The following is a 20,389-nucleotide window of genomic DNA, read 5'->3' on the forward strand; positions in this document are numbered from 1 at the left end:
TTCTGTGTTAGCGGGCCCCTGCGAGCAGGGCCTGAATGGTATTTAAGGCGTCGGTCGCGATCTGCATGGCGTCCGGGTCGATCCTAAATGGTGGTAAGGATTCATCCGTGTAGTGCAGAATTGCCGCTGTGCGGGCCAGAATATCGTACCAGTTCTGGAACGGCATTTTGTTGATCGCGCCGGAAACGGAACTGGGCGCGATTTGCAGCAGCTGATTGACGACCAGCTTACCTTGAGCAAACGTCTCCTCAGGCGCGTCCTGCATGTCTGCGGCCTTTTCGGCCAGGTGGGTCATGCGGTCGGCGGCGTTCAGCAGCGGATTCTTAAACGGCTCTGGCGCGTCGTCTTGGCTCGGGCCGTCGTTCAGCAAGTACTTCTGAAGACCAACCATGGCGAAGAGCTGAAGCTGATCGCCCAGTTGCGTGCCAATTGCCGGGAGCTTGTGAATACCGGTGCTGGCGATCTGGTCGGGGCCAAAGATCATGGCGGCGTGGGAGACAAAGTCGGAGTACTGGACACCGATCGTCTGCTTGGAATCCGTCGTCCGGAACATGAAGATCACGTCGCGACCGGTTTGGGCCTTCACGTAAGCGTGAAGCATGCGGGCGGCCATTGCGAGCTGCTCATCGGTGATCTCACTGCGCTGATCCATTGCCACTCGCACCTTGGTTGGTGCGCTTGGCAGTGCGTTCAAGATCCGGATCAGGGCGGCCACGTAAGGGTACAAGATGCCGAAGCTCAGCGAGAAATTACCTGTATCCGAGAGCGGGGAGTAGACGGCGTAGGTCAAGACCCGGTCGGTGTTGGCGTGGCGCAGCATTGCTTCCAGCTGTTCGCGCGCCTTGCCGCGGGCTTTGACTTCATCACCCGGCTGCCAGCCGAATGGGTACAGTGTCTGCATGAAGGGAATGAGCGCCTGCTCGTCATCAGGATCGACGACCGTCGCCCCAATCGACATATTACGCTGGTAGTCGGACCCGCCGCCAAATGATTCGTCCATGTAGATCAAAATGGTCTGATCTTGACGGGCCGGGTGACTGTCAGTGTGATCGGTTGCTTGCGGCGCGGTAGATGCTGGCGCGGTGCTAGGCGCCTTGGCGGCTGGCACACTGATCGCTTCAGCAGCATTGCTGCTTGCTAAGGCCGGTTGAACGGCTGCGGAACTTGGTGCGGCCTGCTTGGCCTGCGGTTCTGAGGCGGCCGCCTGAGCTGGCTTGCGCGCCTTGTCCTGGTGCTGTTCGGCCGACCGGTTAGGGCGCCGCCGGTTGCTGGCTTGGGCGTCTTTTTGAGGTGCTTCGGCCCTGCGGTTGCGGCGACTCTGCTGTTTAGCCTCAGCTTGTTCAGCCGGCTTGGCCGGTTGCTGAGGCTGGGCTTTAGGCTGCTCATGCGACTGCGCTGGTTGTGAATTGCGCTTCTGCTGATTTTGCTGACTCTGCTTGTTTTGCTGCGTGCCAGGTTGGCTCTTGTCCGGCTGGCGCCGGCCGCGCCGCCGCGGCTGTTTGGTCGGCTTAGACTCGTCTGCGGCAGGCTGTTGAGCAGCCGGCTTGCTGTTGGGCTTAGCCGGCTTGGCTACTGGCTGCTGCGCTGCCTGCTGTGGTGCCTTCTGGTCCGGCTTCCGAGTGGCTTGCTGGTCCGTTTTCTGGGGTGCTTTTGGTTCTGGCTTCGGCGTCGCTGCTGGCTGGGTGGCCTTAGGCGCTGCTGACTGGGCTTCTTCTTCGGCGGAGTCGAAGATGGTAAAACTATTCTTAGACTGTTGGACCGGGTGCTCGTCGATGAAGCGGTTGATCTTAAACGTGATCGGCCGGCTCATCGGGGTGTCTTTCAGCACTTTGCGCATGCTGGAAGCTGAGATCCCGATCTGCTTTGCCGCCTGGGTCAAACTCAGATGTTCTTGAGTCATGATCTGTTTCAGTCGGTAAGCTGTTGCTTCTGTCATCGTATGCCTGCTTTCTTTGAGATGTTTGTGGCGAATGACACCACTCCCTTTCAGTGTACGGCATAATGAAGGCGATGAACAATCATTTTCAGAAATGTGACGATGCAGTGGACAGCTGCGGGCATTCATGGGAAACTGGGGAGTCGTGGTTCGTAATCCATCCCACGTAAAAAAACTAGGAGGCAATTCTTATGCAAACACATTCGCGCACCCGGACGCTTGTGATCAACGCGCTAGTTGCGGCCATCTATGTGGTGCTGTCATACTTTCCCGGGGTGTTCAACCTCGCCAGTGGGGCGATCCAGTTTCGCATCTCTGAGGCGCTGAATCACCTCGTCGCGTTCAACCGCAAGTATCTCTATGGCGTCTTGGTCGGCGTCGTCCTCTACAACGCACTATTTTCCCCAATGGGCTGGTTGGATGTCCTGTTCGGCGGTGGTCAAAGCCTACTGGGGTTGGGGCTGGTCGCCTTGGTCGGGCCGCGCCTTGCGAAGGTCTGGCAGCGGCAGCTCCTGACCGTCTGCAGCATGAGCCTGACCATGTTCTTGATCTGGATCGAGATCGTCTTGACCGCCCACATGACCTGGTTCGGCGGGGCATCGATGCTGACGCTTGGGGAACTGATCCTGTCGGAGCTGGTTATCATGCTGATCTCTTGGCCGATCATGTACGCGATCGATCGGGCTGTGCGCTTCTCCCAGCGCATCAGCTAACTTTAGGCAACTAAACAAACCGCCACTGCTTTCAGGAAGGGCTGAAGGCAGTGGCGGTTTTTCATGCGGTTTAGTTAGGGGGCGTTACAGCTCTTCGTCGACGCGCAGGGGTTGGCCACTTTGCAGGTCATCGATCTCGGCGACGCGGAAGCCTTTGCGCTCCAGTTTGGCGACGCAGGTGTTCAGCGTGGCCTCATCGATGCCGGCAGGAAGCGTGAAAAGGGTGCGGCGCACGATTTCTTCCTTTTTGGCGTCCAGAGTGAGGCAACCAGAGATGGACACGTACTTGGCTAGGATCTTGCTCATCGCCGCCAAGTCGCCCCGCTCGCCGGCGGACATGACCGTGAGCACATACGAGCCCACGTCGATGTTCCAAGACTCCGACAGCATTGCCAGGAGCCGTGAGTGCGTAAGGATGCCGTAAAAGTTTGCATTCTCATCCAGTACGGCGATGTAAGGCAGGTCCTTGATGTTAAAGAAGACCTTGAAGAACGGGGCGTCGATCGGAATGGTCTTGGTGGCGTTTTTGAGCAGGTAGGTCACGGGCAGCGACATATCACCGCCTTGAGACTTGTGGCGGTAAATATGCATCTTGTAAATGTTGCCGCGGAAGATCTGGCCGCTTTCGTCCACGATGGGGACGCAGCGAAACCCGGATGATTCCAAGGTCGTCAGCGCCTCCGCCAGGGTGACGGTTTCCTTGACGGTGGTCAGGTCGTCCTTTTTTTGAACCAGTGACTTAATCAGCATGGTGACTCCTCCAAATTTCCCAAGTGTTCGCGAGCAATTCTCATTGCTTTATCATACCACAGCATCAGCTTCGCGCTGAAAACAAAAAGCGCCGCCCGCGGGCGACGCTTACTGAACTGGAGTGGGATTACTGACGAGTCTCGATGTCGTTCTTGGCGAACGCGTCGTCAATGACCTTCTTCAACTGGCTTGCACTCTTGTCCATGGATTCCTGTTCGTGGTCGGTCAGAGGAATTTCAAGAATGCTGGAAATCCCGTTGGCGTTGATCACGGCCGGAGAGCCGATGAAGATGTCGTGCTGACCGTACTGGCCGTCCATGTAAACGGACAGCGGCAAAACGGCGTTTTCGTCGTTCAGGATGGCCTTAGAGATGCGGGCCAGGGCAGTGGCGATCCCATAGAAGGTCGCGCCCTTCAGCTTGATGATTTCGTAAGCGGCGTCACGCACGTTTTCGAACATCTCAACCAGCTTGCTTTCATCGATTTCTGGGTGTTCCTTGACCCATTCAGAGATCTTGATCCCACCGATGTTGGCGTGGCTCCATACAGGGAACTCGGTATCACCGTGTTCACCCATGATGTAAGCGTGGACCGAGCGGGCGTCAACGCCGACCATCTCAGCGATGGACTGACGGAAGCGGGCAGTGTCCAGAGAAGTACCAGAACCAACGACCCGGTTCTTCGGGAAGCCGGAAAGCTTCCAGGTTGCGTAGGTCAGGATATCAACTGGGTTAGCAGCAACCAGGAAAATGCCGTTAAAGCCGGAGTCAACGATTGGGTCAACGATCGACTTCAAGATCTTCAGGTTCTTGTTGACCAAGTCGAGACGGGTCTCGCCTTCCTTTTGAGGAGCGCCGGCGGTGATAACAACCAGGTCAGCATCCTTAGCGTCACTGTATTCAGCAGAGTAGATCGTCTTTGGGGTAGTGAACGGAAGCGCGTTGCTCAAGTCAATCGCGTCACCCTTTGTCTTGTCCTTAAAGATGTCAACGATCCCAATTTCTTGGGCGATGCCCTGCAATACCATTGCGTAAGCGTAACTGGAACCAACAGCACCGTCACCAACAAGAATTACTTTTTGGTGATCTTTTTTTGCATTTGCCACGGTGATACCATCCTTTCATATGTGCAGTGTGCAATTCATCTTGAAGTATACCACACTCGCTCATTGATGCACGGATTTCCAGAAAATTAATGGTCCCTTAATCTAACCTATGACTGCGGGCAAAAGAGCGCCACGACGCGGACTCGTGAAATGATTCACCAATCCCGTTCAAGGGGCATGGTGGTGGGAAAAAGGAAAATTGCCAAGATGAAATGAAGCGTTTTCATCGGGACCGTTCTTTCATGCCGCCTGCGGGTAGCGCGCAAGTCATGGGCTGCTCTGGTATAATGGGTTCAGATAGCGGGCCTGGCATGCAGAGCTCCCGCTTTTTTGCGTTTAGCCAGGTCGAGGAGGCAAATTGTGAAGATGATCGTAGGCCTGGGCAATCCAGGCAGTCAGTATGCAAAAACTAAGCACAACATCGGCTTCATGGCCATTGACCGGTTGGCCAAGCGGTATGACACCACCATCAGCAAGCAGGAGTTTAACGCCCTGACTGGGACCGCTTGGGTGGATGGGGAGAAGGTCTTGCTGGTGAAGCCACAGACGTTCATGAACGATTCCGGCCGCGCAGTGGGTCAGCTCAAGGCGTTCTACCAGTTCGAGCAAGAAGAGATCCTGATCATTCAAGACGACATGGACATGGCGATGGGCCGGCTCAGGCTCCGCCCCCAGGGCTCTGCTGGCGGGCACAACGGGATCAAGTCCATCATTAACGTGCTCGGCACGCAGCGCTTTTACCGGGCCAAAATTGGGATCCAGCACCCGCAAAAGCAGCGCGTCGTGGATTGGGTCCTGACTCCGTTTGCGCCGGATGATCAAATCGCGATCCTAGCCGGGCTGGATAAGTTGACGTTAGCGGCCGATGACTGGATCCATGGCATGGACTTTAATGCCTTGATGAATAAGTATAATTAAGTGAGCGCTCGCGCGTGGCCTGCCGGGGGTGGCAGACTGGCAGTGACTTAGTTAGATAGGAGACAATATGGATCTCATCCAGATGATGGCGCAGGCGCCTGAGTTTAGGACACTGTGGCCGGGCCTCGACGCCGGGCGGCACTTGGTGACAGGCCTTGACGGCTCTGCCAAAACGTTGTTTTTGGCGGCGACGTTGAAGCAGACTCACCGCCAGCTCTTGGTGGTTGAAAACAATCGGTACCACGCTGATGAGCTCGCGGCGGACCTGACGGGTCTGCTGGGGGCTGATTTGGTGTGGCCATTTCCCGTTGAGGATGTGTTGGCCGCTGAGGTCGCAGTCAGCTCCAAGGATGCGGTCAACGACCGGATCAACACCCTAAATTGGTTGACGCAAGGGCAGCCCGGGATCGTGGTCACGAGCTTAGCGGGGATCAAGCGATTGCAGGTGCCTAAGGCCGTCTGGAAGGCCGCTAAGCTCACCATCGACATGGCCAGTGAGCTGGATCTGGGCAATGTGGCGCGGCAGCTGAGTGCCATGGGCTACCGGCGCGTTGACTTGGTCGCGGCACCCGGCGAGTTCGCCATTCGCGGGGGGATCATTGACGTCTACCCGCTGAACCAGGACGATCCAGTCCGCATCGAATTGTTCGATACCGCCGTGGATTCGCTGCGGCGGTTTGACATGGCGACCCAGCGCAGCATTGAGAACCTGACTGCGGTGGTGATCCCACCGGCCACTGATCTGGTGGCGAGCGATGAGACCGTGAAGGCCGCCGGCGCTTTGCTGACGGCGCAAGGTACGAAGGCCAAAGCTAAGGCGAAGACTAAGGAAGCCAAGCAGGCACTGACTGATGGCTTGCTTAGCGTTGCCGACCAGATGAGTCGCGGCGAGCGGCCGGATTCGCTGGCCCTTTACATGCCCGCGCTGTATCGGGAGCCGGCTCGCCTCGGCAGTTACCTGACCCCGGACGCGATCGTCGTTTACGACGACTACACGAAGCTGGCGGATGCTGACGTTGCTTTGCTGCAGGAAACCACTGATTGGTACGCCAGCTTGCAGGAAGGCGGCAAGCTGGCGACGGGCCAGAATGCCCCCACGCTGCAAGAACTGGACCACGCTGAACGGCGGACCCACCTCTATCTCAGCTTGTTTCAAAAGGGAATGGGGAACATTCGCCTGAAGTCGTTGACCAACTTGGCGGCGCGCAACGTGCAGCAGTTCTTCTCCCAAATGCCGCTGCTTAAAACCGAAGCCGACCGCTGGCGCAAGCAGAAGCAGACGGTCGTTTATCTGGTGAACGAAAAGGCCCGCCGCGCCAAGCTAAGCCAAACGCTGCGGGAGTTTGAGATCGACGCGGTGATCTCCGAACCCACTGCCCTGTTGCCTGGCGTCCAGCAGGTGGTCGCCGGGAGCCTGGCCAATGGGTTTGAGCTGCCGACTGCGCACCTGGTGGTGGTCACTGAGCACGAGCTGTTCAACGCCAAGGTCAAACGCCGCGCCCGCCACCAGACACTCGCCAATGCTGAACGCTTGCGCTCGTACACAGAGCTGCACCCTGGCGATTACGTGGTCCATGTCAATCATGGGATCGGGGAGTACGTCGGCATGCAGACCCTGGAAGTCGACGGGGTGCACCAAGACTACATCACCATCTTGTATCAAAAGGGCGACAAACTCTTTATTCCCGTGAGCCAGCTGCATTTGGTGCAAAAGTACGTCGGGGCAGACGGCAAGCATCCCCGCATCAACAAACTGGGTGGCAGCGAGTGGCAAAAGACGAAGAAGAAGGTCGCCGCCAGGATCGAGGATATCGCCGATGATCTGATCAAGCTCTACGCCGAACGCGAGGCGGAACCTGGGTATGCTTTTCCGCCAGATGACGATCTGCAGCACGATTTTGAAGCCGAGTTTCCTTATCCTGAGACGCAAGACCAGCTGCGGTCTGCCAAGGAGATCAAGCAGGACATGGAGAAGGCGCGGCCGATGGATCGCTTGCTGGTCGGCGACGTGGGCTTCGGCAAAACTGAAGTGGCGCTCCGGGCAGCGTTTAAGGCAGTCGAGGCCGGCAAGCAGGTCGCATTTTTGGTGCCGACCACGATCCTTGCCCAACAGCACTACGACACCATGATCGACCGGTTTGCCGATTTTCCCGTGAACGTGGGGATGCTGTCGCGGTTCCGCACGCCGGCCCAGGCGAAGGCGACGCTGGCCGACTTGGCTGCCGGCAAGCTGGATATTGTGGTGGGGACGCATCGGCTCTTGTCCAAGGATGTGCACTACCATGACTTGGGGCTGCTGATCATCGACGAGGAGCAGCGGTTCGGGGTCAAGCACAAGGAGAAGCTGAAGGCCCTTAAGGCTAACGTTGACGTCTTGACCCTGACGGCCACGCCGATCCCGCGGACGCTGAACATGTCCATGCTGGGGGTGCGCGACCTGTCCGTGATCGAGACGCCGCCCACGAACCGGTACCCGATTCAGACGTTTGTGATGGAGCAAAACGCTGGGGCCATCAAGGCCGCCATCGAGCGGGAACTTGAGCGCGGCGGCCAGGTCTTTTACCTGCACAATAAAGTGGCCGACATTGAGCGCACGGTCGCGGCGGTCGAGGCCCTGGTGCCTGGTGCAACGGTGACGTACGCACACGGCCAGATGACCGAGACGCAGCTGGAAAACGTGATTTATGATTTCGTCCACGGGGACTTTGATGTGCTGGTGACGACGACCATCATCGAGACCGGGGTCGACATGCCGAACGTCAACACACTGATCATTGAGGATGCCGACCACTACGGCCTGGCGCAACTTTACCAGCTGCGCGGCCGGATCGGCCGCTCCAGCCGCGTGGCCTACGCCTACTTCATGTACCGGCAGAACCGAGTCTTGTCGGAGGAGGCCGAGAAGCGGCTGAGCGCCATTAAGGACTTCACGGCGCTGGGCTCGGGGTTCAAGATCGCCATGCGGGACCTGTCCATCCGCGGGGCCGGTAATTTGCTCGGCAGCCAGCAGCACGGCTTCATCGATGCGGTCGGCTACGACCTGTACACTCAAATGCTCCAAGATGCGGTGGCGGAGAAGCAAGGAAAGGGCCACCGCAGCAAGGCCGACGCCGAACTGGTCTTGGACATTGAAGCCTACTTGCCGGATAGTTACGTGGCCGACCCGGCCCAGAAAATCGAACTGTACAAGCGCGTGCGGGAGTCCGCCAGCGATGATCAAGAGCGTGAGCTTCAAGCCGACCTTGTGGACCGGTTCGGGGATTACCCGGCGCCGGTGGCCAACCTGCTGGCGGTCGCCCGCCTTAAGCGCTTTGCGGATCAAGCCCGGATCGAGAAGATCAGCCGCTCGGGGCAGCAAGTGACCGTGGTGGTCAGTGGCAAGGCCGACAGTGCAGCGGGGGAAAAGCTGTTTGCCGCTCTTGCCCAAACCCAGCTGAAAGCACGAGTTAGCGGCGAACAGCAGCTGCAAGTCACCCTACTGTTGCCTAAGGACATGAAGGTGAGTGCCTGGCTCAAGGAGCTGACCGGCTTTGTTCAGGCACTGGCGCAGCAGCAGGAGGCGGCCAATGCGAAATAAAAAAATGTCGTCGCTGATGCGCGGCGCCTGGATTTTGAGTCTCGGCGGTCTGATCGCCAAGATCCTCAGTGCAGTTTACCGCGTGCCGTTTCAAAACATGGTCGGCGATACCGGGTTTTACGCGTACCAGCAGATCTACCCGCTGTACGGGATCGGCATGACGTTTGCCCTTTCTGGGTTTCCGGTATACATCTCTAAGCAGGTGGCGCAGGCCAGAGACCCGTTCGCGCAGGCTGAGGTGACCCACCGGGCGCTGGTGCTGATGACCGGGATCGGCCTGGTCATGTTTGCCGCCTTGGAGCTTGGCGCCGATCTGATCGCCCAGGCGATGGCGGATGCAGGTCTGGCGCCGATCATTCGCTCCGTCGGGTTGATGTTTCTGACCATGCCGCTGCTGTCGGCTGCCCGCGGCTATTTTCAGGGGACGTTCGACATGAGCAAGACGGCGATCAGCCAGGTCGTGGAGCAATTGCTGCGCGTCGGGGTGATCCTTCTTGCTGCCGCGATCGCGGTGCACCGACAGTGGGACCCGTACAAAATGGCGAGTTGGGCGATGACCGGGGCGTTTGTCGGCGGCCTGGGGGCAACGCTGGTGATCCTGCCGGCTTACCGCAAAAAGGTGAAGGGCCAAGGCACACCGCGCACTTCCCTGAGTGCCTATGCGAAGCTGCTGGAGCGATTTGCCAAGGAAGGCGGCTCCATTGCGCTGTTTGCGGCGCTTTTGATCTTGCTTCAGCTCGTAGACTCCTTTACCGTCACGCGCGGGCTGATTGCGCAGGGGCTGGCCCCTGCCGCCGCCCGGGCGTTGAAGGGCGTGTACGACCGCGGCCAGCCGCTAGTGCAACTGGGATTGGTCGTGGCCACGGCGCTTTCGACGACGCTGCTGCCGAGCCTCAGCCGGTCGGTGGCCCGCGGCCACTGGGCTGCCTTTCAGCAGACGGCCAGGCAGCTGATCCGCTTTAATTTTGGCCTTTCGCTGGCCGCGGCGGCGGGCCTGATTGCCCTGATGCCAAGCGTTAACCGGCTGCTGTTTGGCGACACCGTGCTGACCGGGACACTGCGGATGTACACCTTATGTATCATCTTGGTGGCGCTGATCAATGCCTACAACGCAGTGCTCCAAAGCCTCAACCGGTTCCGGTACACGAGTTATGCGCTCGGCGCCGGGGTGGTGGTCAAACTGGTGGTCAATGAGTGGCTGACGGTTCACTACGGGGCCTTTGGTGCCGCCAGCGGGACGGTGCTCAGTCTGCTCGTGATCACGGGCTTGCTCTACCTGCAGCTGCCGCGCAACTTGCAAGGGCTTGACCCGCGCCGCTTCAACCTGCGCTTAATGGTCGTGGTGGGGGTTATGAGCGAGGCCGTGCACCAGGTGGCCGCCCACATGCCGACAGTCAGCCGGGTGGACACCTTACGCGTGTTCGTGGTGTGCGTGCCCCTCGGCGTGCTTCTCTTCGTGGTGGTGGGGGCGCTGTGTCGTCTGTATACTGTTCGTGAAGTGCTCGCGATTCCGTACGGACGACGGTTCATGAAGTGGTGGCAGCACCATTTCGGGAAGGAATAATAATGCGTTTAGATAAATTCTTGAAGGTTTCCCGTATTATCAAGCGCCGGACGGTGGCCAAGGAGATCGCCGATAAAGGGCGGATCTCCATCAACGGCCGGGTGGCTAAATCCAGTAGTGATGTGGCCATCGGCGACACGCTTGTGATCGTGTTCGGCAATAAGACCCTGACGGTCAAAGTGGCGGCGTTGAACGAACTCACGAAAAAGGACCAAGCGGGGGAGATGTACACCGTCGTCGCCGAAAGTTTCAAAGAAAGTCACTAAACTGTAACGCGCTGCGAATTTGTGCTTTGTTATACTTGTGTTATTAGTAAGATAAGGTGGGGTTCTGATGGCTTCAAACGTTAGTCAGTTGCATCCGCGACAATCAACCACGCGCCCGCACAAAGCGGGGGCGGCTTTGCGTGTTCACAAGCGCAGGCTGATGATGTTTGGGGCTGCCTTGGTGATCGTGACCGGGGTCGGGAGTTACCAACTGTTGACGACGAATAATGCCATCAAGACCCAGTCGACGGCGGTGGCTTCTGCGCAGGCAGACCTGGCCAAGGCCAAGGCCGAAAAGCAAAACCTGCGCGTCAAGATCGATCAGCTCAACAACGAGCAGTACCTTGGCAAGTTGGTGCGCGAGCGTTATCTGATGTCGAAGCCCGGCGAGGTGGTTTTCTCCTTGCCGTCTGTTCAGACGGATGCAAAATAGCAGCAAAGCTTCGACGCTGCGGGTTGAGACTGAACCTGATCGAGCTTGTGGTTCGGTCTTTATTTTTGCGCGGCGGTTGTCACGTGGTATACTTAGAGTCACAAATCATTCAGGAGGACATCTTTTTATATGGCGATTGAAGTTGGCGAAAAGGTAACGGGTAAGGTCACGGGCATCACGAATTTCGGGGCGTTTGTCGACTTGGGGTCAGGGACTACCGGATTGGTGCACATCAGCGAGATCTCCGATGCCTATGTCAAAGACATCCACGACGTGTTGAGCGTTGGTGATGAGGTCACCGTTAAAGTGATGGCCATCAAGGACGGCAAAATTGGTCTCTCGATTCGCAAGGCGGTGGATCAGCCGGCCGGCGGTGCGTCCCAGGGCGCACACGCACCACATTCGAGTCACGCCCCTCACCAAGAGGATCACGGCGGCCGCAGCTTTACTAGTCGGCCGCGCAACGCTGGGCGTGGGTTTGATCGCGGCAGCAAAGAGGCCCCGAAGGAAGGCTTTGACGCGATGATGTCTGGTTTTCTCAAGGAAAGTGAGTCGCGGCTCAGCGACCTGCGGCACAATACAGAGGGTAAGCGCGGCGGCCGCGGCGGCCGGCGCAGCTAACTCCAAGCCGAGGCTTGCCTCGGCCTTTTTTGTGCCTGAGGTCCCGGCCAGTATACTGACAGCGGCGTTGGGATAACCCGGTCGCTTGAACGATCCTGACTGCGGTAAAATGTGACACATTGTCAGAAATCGGTCTTTAGTATGACGATGCCTTGCACCCAGTGTGCTAGGGTGAATCTCATGCGGAAAGGAGCAGGCGATGCGATCAGCTGAAGAATTGATTGCGCCATTTCATCTGGCTCAAGGTGCCCCCGTCGTTCTTGCCGTCTCTGGCGGGGTCGACTCCATGGTCTTGATGCATCTTCTCAGCACGTTGCCCCCAGCCAGGCTCAGTCTGACCGTGGCGACGTTTGACCATCAGCTGCGGCCCAGCAGTGCGGCCGAGCAGCAAATGGTGATCGCGGCGGCGACTGCGCTCGGACTGCCTGTGCGCGCCGGCCGCTGGCCGCGCGCCGACCAGCCGCAAAGCGGCCTGGAGGCGGCTGCGCGCAGTGCCCGCTACACCTTTTTGAAGGAAGTGGCAAGCGCCAGCGCGGCGCGGGTCATCATGACGGCGCACCACGCCGACGATCAGCTGGAAACGGTGCTTTTTCGCCTCGCGCGTAGTGGTCGCTTGCCAGCAATGGTGGGGATGCGCCCGCAGCGGCAGTGGGGGGAGCTGACCGTGATCCGGCCGCTGCTTGCGCTGTCAAAGCAAAGTCTGATTGCGTACGCGAAGGCCCACGCACTAACATACTGTGAGGACGAGAGTAACCGTGATTTACGCTTTGCCCGTAACCGTTTGCGCCATGATGCAGTGCCTGCATTAAAGGCGGTTAACCCGGGGGTGTTGGCGCATACGGCACGCTTTAGCAGTGATCTGGCCGCGGTCTTGACCCTGGCTGATCGCCAGCTCAGGGCCATGCTGCCACAGGACGCGAGTGAGGCACTCGACTGGACCGCATTGACGCAAGAAGCACCCGCCGTTCAGGCCTTGCTGTTGGATACGGCCCTGGACCGCTGGCAGGTGCGGGTCTCCCCGCGAGTGCGCAGCCAGGTGCTGAGCGCCCTGAACGCTCGGCAAGGGACCAAGCGTTTTGCTGCGGCTTCAGGCCGCATCCTGATCGCGGCATACGGCCAGTTGACCGTGGCCGACAGTAGCCCGGCCGCCTTGCCGGCCGTGCTGCTGTCGGCTGCCGGCCGCTGGTACCGGGTCGGCCAGTTGACCATCGGCCGCTTTGACCGGCTGCCAAGCGGTGCCACTTTTCTGGCGGCAGTGCCTGACCAGCCGCTCACGGTGCGAACGCGGCGGCCGCATGATGAATTGCAGCTGGCTGATGGGCACCACCAGCTACTGCGCCGCTTTTTTATCAACCAAAAAATCCCTCAGCCCGAACGTGAAACTCGGCTGGTCGCTGCGCTTGGTGATCAGGTTTACTGGGTCCAGGGAATTGCCCCCCGTCAATTGTTTGCGGGTTCTCAAACTGATATACTGCAAGCAGTATTAGCATTGAAATCAGAGGCAAAGGATGAGACAACGCATGAATGACGACATATTGAAGGTGCTTTACTCTCAAGACGACATTGCGGCCATCACCAAGCGACTGGCCGGGGAGCTGAAGCGAGATTACGCCGGGAAGAACCCGCTGGTTGTTTGCATCTTAAAAGGCGCGATCATGTTTATGACCGACTTAGTGCGGCAGCTGGATAGCTATGTTGAGCTCGATTTCATGGATGTGTCCAGTTACGGCGACGCCACCGAAAGCTCAGGCGAAGTCAAGGTGATCAAGGACCTCGATACCAGTGTGGCTGGCCGGGATGTGCTGATCGTTGAAGACATTGTCGATACCGGCAGAACGCTGTCTTACCTGATCAAGATTTTTCAGACGCGGGAGGCAAAGTCCATCAAGGTCTGCACGTTGATGGACAAGCCGGAGCGCCGCATCAAGAACGTCAAGGCGGATTATGTCGGGACCCAGGTGCCAAACGAGTTCGTGGTTGGCTACGGCTTGGACTACGCCGAGCGGTACCGCAATTTGCCTTACATCGGGGTCTTGAAGCCGGAAATCTACGCGAGCTGAGTCTGGCCGCTGAATGGTGTATCATATTAGTATGAATCAATTTTCCACTACGTTGCTGGAGGTTATGCATGAATAAAAAACAAAATGGGCTATTTGGCAGCACGCTAATGTACGTCTTTCTTTTTGTCGCCCTGGTCACCGTGTTCGCATGGTACCTGCGCGGCAATAGCGGTACTGCCACCCAGGAGCTGAGCTCAAGCCAGTTCATCTCCGCGCTGAAGAAGGATGACATCAAGTCCTTCTCGATCCAGCCAAGTGGCGGGGTTTACAAAGTCACCGGGGAATATAACAAGCCGAAAAAGGTGACGGGTGGTCAGTCGGGACTGGGCCTGATGGGCACCACGCAGTCGACCACCAAGAGCTTCTCGTCGTACGTCCCGACGAACAACACCTACATGCAGACGATCACCAAAGCGGCTGACAGTAATAAAGTCGCGATCACGACCCAGGAGGAAAGCTCTTCCAGCGTTTGGGTCACCTTGCTGATCACGGTGCTGCCGTTAGTCATCTTCATGGTGTTCTTCTACATGATGATGAATCAGTCGGGTCAAGGCGGCGGCAATGGCCGAGTGATGAACTTCGGCAAATCCAAAGCAAAACAGGCGGATAAGAAGGCCAACAAGGTCCGCTTCTCCGATGTTGCTGGTGAAGAGGAAGAAAAGCAGGAACTGGTCGAGGTCGTTGAATTCCTGAAAGACCCACACAAGTTCTCGCAGCTGGGCGCTCGGATCCCAGCCGGGGTCCTGCTCGAAGGCCCTCCGGGTACTGGTAAAACCTTGCTGGCCAAGGCGGTTGCTGGCGAAGCCGGGGTCCCGTTCTTCTCGATTTCCGGGTCTGACTTTGTTGAAATGTTCGTCGGGGTCGGGGCTTCACGGGTTCGTGATCTCTTTGATCAGGCCAAGAAGAACGCCCCTTCCATCATCTTTATTGATGAAATTGATGCCGTTGGGCGCCAGCGAGGTGCCGGCATGGGCGGCGGTCATGATGAGCGCGAGCAGACGCTGAACCAGTTGCTGGTTGAAATGGACGGGTTTACGGGCAACGAAGGCGTCATCGTCATCGCGGCCACCAACCGCTCCGACGTGCTTGACCCAGCTTTGCTGCGGCCAGGGCGCTTCGACCGGAAGATCCTCGTGGGCCGGCCGGACGTTAAGGGCCGGGAGGCAATTCTCAAAGTCCACGCTAAAAATAAGCCGTTTGCCCCTGATGTCGATCTGGCTGAACTGGCACGGCAGACGCCGGGCTTTGTTGGGGCCGACTTGGAGAACGTCCTGAACGAAGCGGCACTGGTTGCCGCTCGCCGCGGGAAGACCAAGATCGACGCCAGTGACATCGACGAGGCGCAGGATCGCGTCATTGCGGGTCCTGCCAAGAAGGATCGCACGATCGCGCCGAAGGAACGTCAAATGGTGGCCTACCACGAAGCGGGGCACGCGATCATCGGGCTCGTCCTGTCCGACTCGCGGGTCGTCCGCAAAGTCACGATTATCCCTCGCGGCCGGGCAGGCGGTTATGCCATCACGTTGCCGAAGGAAGATGAGTTCCTGCTGACCAAGAAGGAACTCAACGAGCAGATCATCGGGCTGATGGGTGGCCGCACCGCTGAAGAAATTATCTTTGGCACTGAGTCCACCGGGGCGTCCAACGACTTCGAACAGGCGACCCAGCTTGCTCGCAGTATGGTGACGACTTACGGGATGTCCGACCGGCTCGGCACTGTCACGCTGGAGCGTGAAGGCGGCCAGCCGTTCGTTGGCGCCGAATACGGTCAAATGGCCGCTTACTCGCAGCAGACGGCAACGGCCATCGACGACGAAGTGCGCCGGATCATCACCGAGGATCATCAGCGCGCGCATGAGATCATCGAGAGCCACCGTGAACAGCACAAGCTGATCGCGGAAGCGCTGCTCAAGTACGAGACGCTGGATGAAAAGCAGATCATGAGCCTGTACAAAGACGGCAAGATGCCTGAGTCGGCAAGTGAGTTCCCAAGCGAGAAAGCCGCCACCTTCGAGGAAGCTAAGAAGGCCCTTGAGGAGAAGGACAAGGCAAAGCAGGAAGATCAAGACGACCAGCCGGTTGCCTCGGCTGCTTCCGCTGCGCCTGAGGCCTCTGCGGCAAGTGACAGTTCAAGCGCAAGCACCGACTCTGCGGCCAGCGTCGCCGAGGGCAGTGATGCCCCGACGAGTGCTGAGGGCTCCGCTGCGGCACCATCAGCGGCTGATCAGCCGGCTGAGCCGCACGATGAGCATGCGGATGAGGACCATACCCCAGAGCACTAAGCTTTTGGCAGTGAGGCTGAGACGCAAAGCGGTTTTAGCCCAAAACGCAGGCGCCCCTGCATCACGATTCGTGCATTTCGAATCGCGGTGCAGGGGCGTTTGTGTGTCTAGGCGTTGCTGGGGCGCAACTAGATTAGGTTTCTGCCTTTTGTATTGAGGGGTGAAGGCGCCGCCGGATCATCAGCGGGTCTGGGGATTGGCGTCAAGACCGGTCCGGTTTGGCAAAACAGGGTAACTTCTGGTATGATACTCGCGTTTACGCAAGGGTAAAGGAGACCTAATATGGCAGATCAATTAATCACGGCAGTTTCTAAAGACGGTGCGTTTCGGGTGTTTGCCGTTGACGCAAGCGAGACGGTGGCGGAAGCCCAGCGGCGTCATGATACCTGGAGTGCCGCCTCTGCCGCGCTGGGGCGCACCTTGGTGGCAACGCTGCTGCTGTCAGCAGCCGGTCTCAAGAGTCAAGACGATCTGTTGACCGTGCGGCTCAAAGGTGATGGGCCAGTGGGGGCGATCGTTGCTGATGGGACCAGCCAAGGCACCGTGCGCGGGTACGTCGAGCATCCGCACGTGTCCTTGCCGCTGAACGTCGTGGGCAAAATCGATGTGGGCCGGGCGGTCGGCCACCGTGGTCTGCTCGCCGTGACCAAGGACCTGGGCTTGGGCAAGCCGTTTACGGGCCAAGTGCCCGTAGTGTCCGGTGAGCTCGGCGAAGATTTCACGTATTACTTGGCTCAGTCAGAGCAGATCCCGGCCGCAGTTGGGCTGTCCGTGTTTGTCAACGCAGACAACTCCGTTCAGGTGGCGGGCGGCTTCATGATTCAAGCACTGCCAGGCGCAGCCGACGCGGAATTGGCTCAGGTCGAGACTACGGTCAAAACCCTGCCTTTGACTTCTGAAATGCTCAGACAGGGGTTTACGCCAACCCAGATCGCAGCCCGGGCATTGGGCGATATTCCGCTGACTGTGGTTGATACCAAGCCGGTCGCATTTGCTTGCCCCTGCAGTAAGGCCCATTTCGGCGAGATCATGGCAACGCTCGCGCGCAAGGACCTGCAAGCAATGATCACGGAAGACCACGGGGCTGAGGCCGTCTGCAAGTTCTGTGAGACACGGTACCAGTTTTCCGCCGCTGAACTGACCGCAATGTTAAACGCAAAGGATGAGAAGAATGACAACTAAACCATTAGCATGGCAAATTGGAAACGTGACGATCCCCAACCGGGTCGTGGTCGCCCCGATGGCGGGGATCACCAACGCTGCGTTTCGCGTGACCGCCAAGGAATTCGGTGCGGGACTGGTCGTTTGCGAAATGATCTCCGACCGCGGCATCATGTACCACAATAAGAAAACAATGAGCATGCTGTTTGTCGATCCGCGCGAGCACCCAATTTCGATTCAGATTTTTGGCGGGACCAAGGAGACACTGGTTAATGCGGCCAAATTTATCGATCAGAACACCGAGGCCGACATCATCGACATCAACATGGGCTGCCCGGTGCCCAAAGTGACCAAGACGGATGCCGGGGCGCACTGGCTGCTTGATCCAAACAAAGTCTACGAAATGGTGGCGGCGGTCGTGGACGCGGTCCACAAGCCGGTCACCGTTAAGATGCGCACCGGCTGGGACGATGAACACATTTATGCGGTAGAAAATGCGCTTGCCGCTGAACGTGCCGGGGCGTCTGCTTTGGCCATGCATGGCCGCACGCGCGCGCAGCTTTACCGCGGCCACGCCGACTGGAATATCCTTAAAGCGGTCAAGGGCCAATTGCATATTCCGTTCATGGGTAATGGGGATGTGCGTTCGCCGCAGGATGCTAAGCGGATGCTTGAAGAAGTCGGGGCTGATGCCGTGATGATCGGGCGGGCCGCGCTGGGCAATCCCTGGATGCTTCGCGGGGTGGAAACATACTTGCGCACGGGTGAGTTGATCCCAGAGCCGACGCCGCGTGAGAAGATCGCGACGGCTGAGCTTCAGCTGCATCGGCTGGTTGAATTAAAGGGTGAAAATCTGGCCGTGCGTGAGTTCCGCAGCCAGGCGGCCTACTATCTGAAGGGCATCCCGCGGGCGGCCCGCACGAAGGCGGCGGCCATGAGCGTCGAGACTGAGCAGGAGGTCGATGATATTTTTGACCGCTTCGTTGAGGAAACCGAAAACCGTGAAAAGGCGCAAGCAGCCGGCTAGCCGGTTGCTTTTTTGTTGTGAGATTGGCAAAATGGCTTAGGACACGACAGGAGGAAAACATGGCAAAAGATACAGAAATGAACGATCAGATGATCGCGCGCCGGCAAAAGATGGACGCACTGCGGGACAATGGGATTGATCCCTTCGGCCACCGGTTTGACCGGACTCATTTGGCGAAGCAGTTGCACGATCAATACGATGAAACAGACAAAGACGAGTTGGCGGCCAAGCCAATCGAGGTCATCGTCGCTGGGCGGATGATGGCCAAACGCGGCAAGGGTAAGGTGGGCTTTGCCGACTTGCGCGACCGTTCAGGCCGAATCCAGCTGTACGTGCGTAAGGATGTGGTGGGCGAAGAGAACTACCAGATCTTCAAAAAGGCGGACCTTGGTGATTTTCTCGGGATCGCCGGGGACATGATGAAGACCGATGCTGGGGAGCTGACCGTGCGGGCAACGCACCTGACGTTCCTCAGTAAGGCGCTGCGGCCACTGCCAGACAAGTATCACGGCCTGACTAACGTGGAGCAGATCTACCGGCAGCGGTACTTGGACTTGATCGCCAACCCAGACAGCTACGATCGCTTCGTGAAGCGGTCACACATTGTCAGTGCCGTTCGGGAGTATCTGGACAGTAATGATTTTCTTGAAGTGGAAACACCGGTGCTCCACACATCAGCTGGCGGGGCCTCGGCGCGGCCGTTTATCACGCACCACAACGCCTTGGACATTGACTTGTACCTCCGGATCGCGCTGGAGCTGCACTTGAAGCGGCTGATCGTCGGCGGCATGGAGCGGGTCTATGAGATCGGCCGCGTGTTCCGCAATGAAGGCCTGGACACCAAGCACAATCCCGAGTTCACTGAGCTGGAAACCTACGCGGCCTACTGGGACCTCTCGGACGTCATGAAGGAGACAGAGGGCCTCTTCCGCTTTGTGGCCAATAAAGTGCTGGGCACTGGCAAAATCACGTATCAAGGCCAGGCCCTCGACCTGGATGCCCCATTTGCCCGTAAGCACATGGTGGACGCCATCAAGGAAGTGACCGGGGTCGACTTCTGGACGCCGATGAGCACTGAGGACGCGAAGAAGTTAGCCGATGAAAAAGGTGTCCACTACGAGCCATTCTGGCAGACTGGCCATATCATTAACGCCTTTTTTGAGGAGTTTGTTGAGCCAACGCTGGAGCAGCCCACCTTTATTTACGGCCATCCAATCGAGATCTCACCACTGGCCAAGAAGAGCCAAAAAGATCCCCGGTTTGTCGACCGGTTTGAGCTGTTCATGCACGGCAACGAGTATGGAAACGCCTTTACGGAGTTGAATGATCCCATCGATCAACGGGCGCGCTTTGAGGCGCAAGCTGCCGAAAAGGCTTCGGGCAACGATGAAGCTCAGCCAATCGATGAAGATTACATCGAAGCCTTGGAGTACGGGATGCCGCCAACTGGTGGACTCGGCATCGGGATCGACCGGCTTGTGATGCTGCTGACGGATGCTGCCTCGATTCGTGATGTACTTTTGTTCCCAACGATGCGTCCCTAAAGTTTCTTGCCGCTGCTTGCAGCGGCTTTTTTAGTGCCAGCCAATTTAAAAACACCGGATGAAAACGGGCAAGACAGCTGCACTCCACCGCAGAATCCAAACGATTAAAAGCCGGACGATTTCTTTGTCCGTGATTGTGAAAAAAATTCGAATTTAGTTGACGCTCTAGGGTCAGGCTGATATGATAAATAGCGTCGTTGAGGCAATCATCACCTCGCCCGGCGGCTGACAATTGAACATCTTGGTTGACAGCTGCTGAGCAATCTGATAAGATTTCAGAGTTGCCTTATGGACAAGGTAGTCCTTTGAAAACTGAACAAAGTTTCGTAAATGTGATAGGGCTTTTCAATGAAAGTTGAAAAGAATTAATTAACATGAGCGAAGTCAATTCGCAAACAACAAATCGAGCTATTCAAATAACTCATTATATGA

At 57.8% G+C, this 20,389-nt stretch carries 16 protein-coding genes and 1 riboswitch; of the genes, 13 read left to right on the forward strand and 3 right to left on the reverse strand.

What is annotated here, in order from left to right; genetic code table 11:
• Positions 1 to 7: 7 nt before the first annotated feature.
• Positions 8 to 1,936: a helix-turn-helix domain-containing protein gene (locus tag EKM85_RS04965; RefSeq protein WP_164510665.1), complete on the reverse strand. Its 1,929-nt coding sequence runs from the start codon at positions 1,934 to 1,936 to the stop codon at positions 8 to 10.
• Between the two features lie 139 nt (positions 1,937 to 2,075).
• Positions 2,076 to 2,121, forward strand: a riboswitch (PreQ1 riboswitch).
• Positions 2,122 to 2,127: 6 nt separating this feature from the next.
• Here EKM85_RS04965 and EKM85_RS04970 point away from each other — a divergent pair.
• Entirely contained in the window at positions 2,128 to 2,649 is a 522-nt protein-coding gene (locus EKM85_RS04970; RefSeq protein WP_125585167.1) for a QueT transporter family protein, read from the forward strand.
• Between the two features lie 84 nt (positions 2,650 to 2,733).
• Here the strand turns inward: EKM85_RS04970 and cbpA are convergent, their stop codons facing one another.
• Positions 2,734 to 3,399 (reverse strand): cyclic di-AMP binding protein CbpA, encoded by a 666-nt coding sequence (gene cbpA / locus EKM85_RS04975; RefSeq protein ID WP_125585168.1) that lies wholly within the window; start codon positions 3,397 to 3,399, stop codon positions 2,734 to 2,736.
• A 127-nt stretch (positions 3,400 to 3,526) separates the two neighbouring features.
• Positions 3,527 to 4,504, reverse strand: a complete 978-nt coding sequence (locus EKM85_RS04980) for an L-lactate dehydrogenase (RefSeq protein WP_125585169.1) — start codon at positions 4,502 to 4,504, stop codon at positions 3,527 to 3,529.
• Positions 4,505 to 4,864: 360 nt separating this feature from the next.
• On the opposite strand from EKM85_RS04980, the gene pth reads away from it, so the two are divergent.
• The 12 genes from pth to lysS all read left to right on the forward strand — a co-directional run bounded on the left by pth (position 4,865) and on the right by lysS (position 19,957).
• Positions 4,865 to 5,422: an aminoacyl-tRNA hydrolase gene (pth, locus tag EKM85_RS04985; protein ID WP_125585170.1), complete on the forward strand. Its 558-nt coding sequence runs from the start codon at positions 4,865 to 4,867 to the stop codon at positions 5,420 to 5,422.
• A gap of 67 nt (positions 5,423 to 5,489) precedes the next feature.
• Entirely contained in the window at positions 5,490 to 8,999 is a 3,510-nt protein-coding gene (gene mfd, locus EKM85_RS04990; RefSeq protein ID WP_125585171.1) for a transcription-repair coupling factor, read from the forward strand.
• On the forward strand, positions 8,989 to 10,563 hold the full coding sequence (locus EKM85_RS04995) for a putative polysaccharide biosynthesis protein (protein ID WP_125585172.1): 1,575 nt from the start codon (positions 8,989 to 8,991) through the stop codon (positions 10,561 to 10,563). The genes mfd and EKM85_RS04995 overlap by 11 nt, the downstream gene beginning before the upstream one ends.
• Positions 10,564 to 10,565: 2 nt before the next feature.
• Entirely contained in the window at positions 10,566 to 10,829 is a 264-nt protein-coding gene (locus EKM85_RS05000) for an RNA-binding S4 domain-containing protein (RefSeq protein WP_125585173.1), read from the forward strand.
• Between the two features lie 67 nt (positions 10,830 to 10,896).
• Positions 10,897 to 11,262 (forward strand): FtsB family cell division protein, encoded by a 366-nt coding sequence (locus EKM85_RS05005; protein ID WP_125585174.1) that lies wholly within the window; start codon positions 10,897 to 10,899, stop codon positions 11,260 to 11,262.
• Between the two features lie 129 nt (positions 11,263 to 11,391).
• Positions 11,392 to 11,883 (forward strand): S1 domain-containing RNA-binding protein, encoded by a 492-nt coding sequence (locus tag EKM85_RS05010; RefSeq protein WP_125585175.1) that lies wholly within the window; start codon positions 11,392 to 11,394, stop codon positions 11,881 to 11,883.
• 199 nt (positions 11,884 to 12,082) lie between these two features.
• Complete coding sequence (gene tilS, locus EKM85_RS11440; protein ID WP_164510666.1) at positions 12,083 to 13,411, forward strand: tRNA lysidine(34) synthetase TilS; 1,329 nt, start codon at positions 12,083 to 12,085, stop codon at positions 13,409 to 13,411.
• Complete coding sequence (gene hpt, locus EKM85_RS05020; protein ID WP_125585176.1) at positions 13,404 to 13,943, forward strand: hypoxanthine phosphoribosyltransferase; 540 nt, start codon at positions 13,404 to 13,406, stop codon at positions 13,941 to 13,943. Before tilS ends, hpt begins: the two co-directional genes overlap by 8 nt.
• Before the next feature lie 68 nt (positions 13,944 to 14,011).
• Positions 14,012 to 16,225: an ATP-dependent zinc metalloprotease FtsH gene (gene ftsH, locus EKM85_RS05025; RefSeq protein WP_125585177.1), complete on the forward strand. Its 2,214-nt coding sequence runs from the start codon at positions 14,012 to 14,014 to the stop codon at positions 16,223 to 16,225.
• 282 nt (positions 16,226 to 16,507) lie between these two features.
• Complete coding sequence (gene hslO / locus EKM85_RS05030; protein WP_125585178.1) at positions 16,508 to 17,407, forward strand: Hsp33 family molecular chaperone HslO; 900 nt, start codon at positions 16,508 to 16,510, stop codon at positions 17,405 to 17,407.
• Positions 17,397 to 18,413, forward strand: a complete 1,017-nt coding sequence (gene dusB / locus EKM85_RS05035; protein WP_125585179.1) for a tRNA dihydrouridine synthase DusB — start codon at positions 17,397 to 17,399, stop codon at positions 18,411 to 18,413. Before hslO ends, dusB begins: the two co-directional genes overlap by 11 nt.
• Before the next feature lie 59 nt (positions 18,414 to 18,472).
• Positions 18,473 to 19,957, forward strand: a complete 1,485-nt coding sequence (gene lysS / locus EKM85_RS05040) for a lysine--tRNA ligase (RefSeq protein WP_125585180.1) — start codon at positions 18,473 to 18,475, stop codon at positions 19,955 to 19,957.
• The last annotated feature ends 432 nt before the right edge of the window (positions 19,958 to 20,389 follow it).

Origin of the sequence: Lacticaseibacillus jixianensis (assembly GCF_003946485.1) — a bacterium.
In the GTDB taxonomy this organism is placed as follows: domain Bacteria; phylum Bacillota; class Bacilli; order Lactobacillales; family Lactobacillaceae; genus Lacticaseibacillus; species Lacticaseibacillus jixianensis.

Coding starts and splice junctions, on each gene's coding strand:
- EKM85_RS04965 (WP_164510665.1), bottom strand. CDS start 1,936: ATGACAGAAGCAACAGCTTACCGACTGAAACAGATCATGACTCAAGAA.
- EKM85_RS04970 (WP_125585167.1), top strand. CDS start 2,128: ATGCAAACACATTCGCGCACCCGGACGCTTGTGATCAACGCGCTAGTT.
- cbpA (WP_125585168.1), bottom strand. CDS start 3,399: ATGCTGATTAAGTCACTGGTTCAAAAAAAGGACGACCTGACCACCGTC.
- mfd (WP_125585171.1), top strand. CDS start 5,490: ATGGATCTCATCCAGATGATGGCGCAGGCGCCTGAGTTTAGGACACTG.
- EKM85_RS04995 (WP_125585172.1), top strand. CDS start 8,989: ATGCGAAATAAAAAAATGTCGTCGCTGATGCGCGGCGCCTGGATTTTG.
- EKM85_RS05000 (WP_125585173.1), top strand. CDS start 10,566: ATGCGTTTAGATAAATTCTTGAAGGTTTCCCGTATTATCAAGCGCCGG.
- EKM85_RS05005 (WP_125585174.1), top strand. CDS start 10,897: ATGGCTTCAAACGTTAGTCAGTTGCATCCGCGACAATCAACCACGCGC.
- EKM85_RS05010 (WP_125585175.1), top strand. CDS start 11,392: ATGGCGATTGAAGTTGGCGAAAAGGTAACGGGTAAGGTCACGGGCATC.
- tilS (WP_164510666.1), top strand. CDS start 12,083: ATGCGATCAGCTGAAGAATTGATTGCGCCATTTCATCTGGCTCAAGGT.
- hpt (WP_125585176.1), top strand. CDS start 13,404: ATGAATGACGACATATTGAAGGTGCTTTACTCTCAAGACGACATTGCG.
- ftsH (WP_125585177.1), top strand. CDS start 14,012: ATGAATAAAAAACAAAATGGGCTATTTGGCAGCACGCTAATGTACGTC.
- hslO (WP_125585178.1), top strand. CDS start 16,508: ATGGCAGATCAATTAATCACGGCAGTTTCTAAAGACGGTGCGTTTCGG.
- dusB (WP_125585179.1), top strand. CDS start 17,397: ATGACAACTAAACCATTAGCATGGCAAATTGGAAACGTGACGATCCCC.
- lysS (WP_125585180.1), top strand. CDS start 18,473: ATGGCAAAAGATACAGAAATGAACGATCAGATGATCGCGCGCCGGCAA.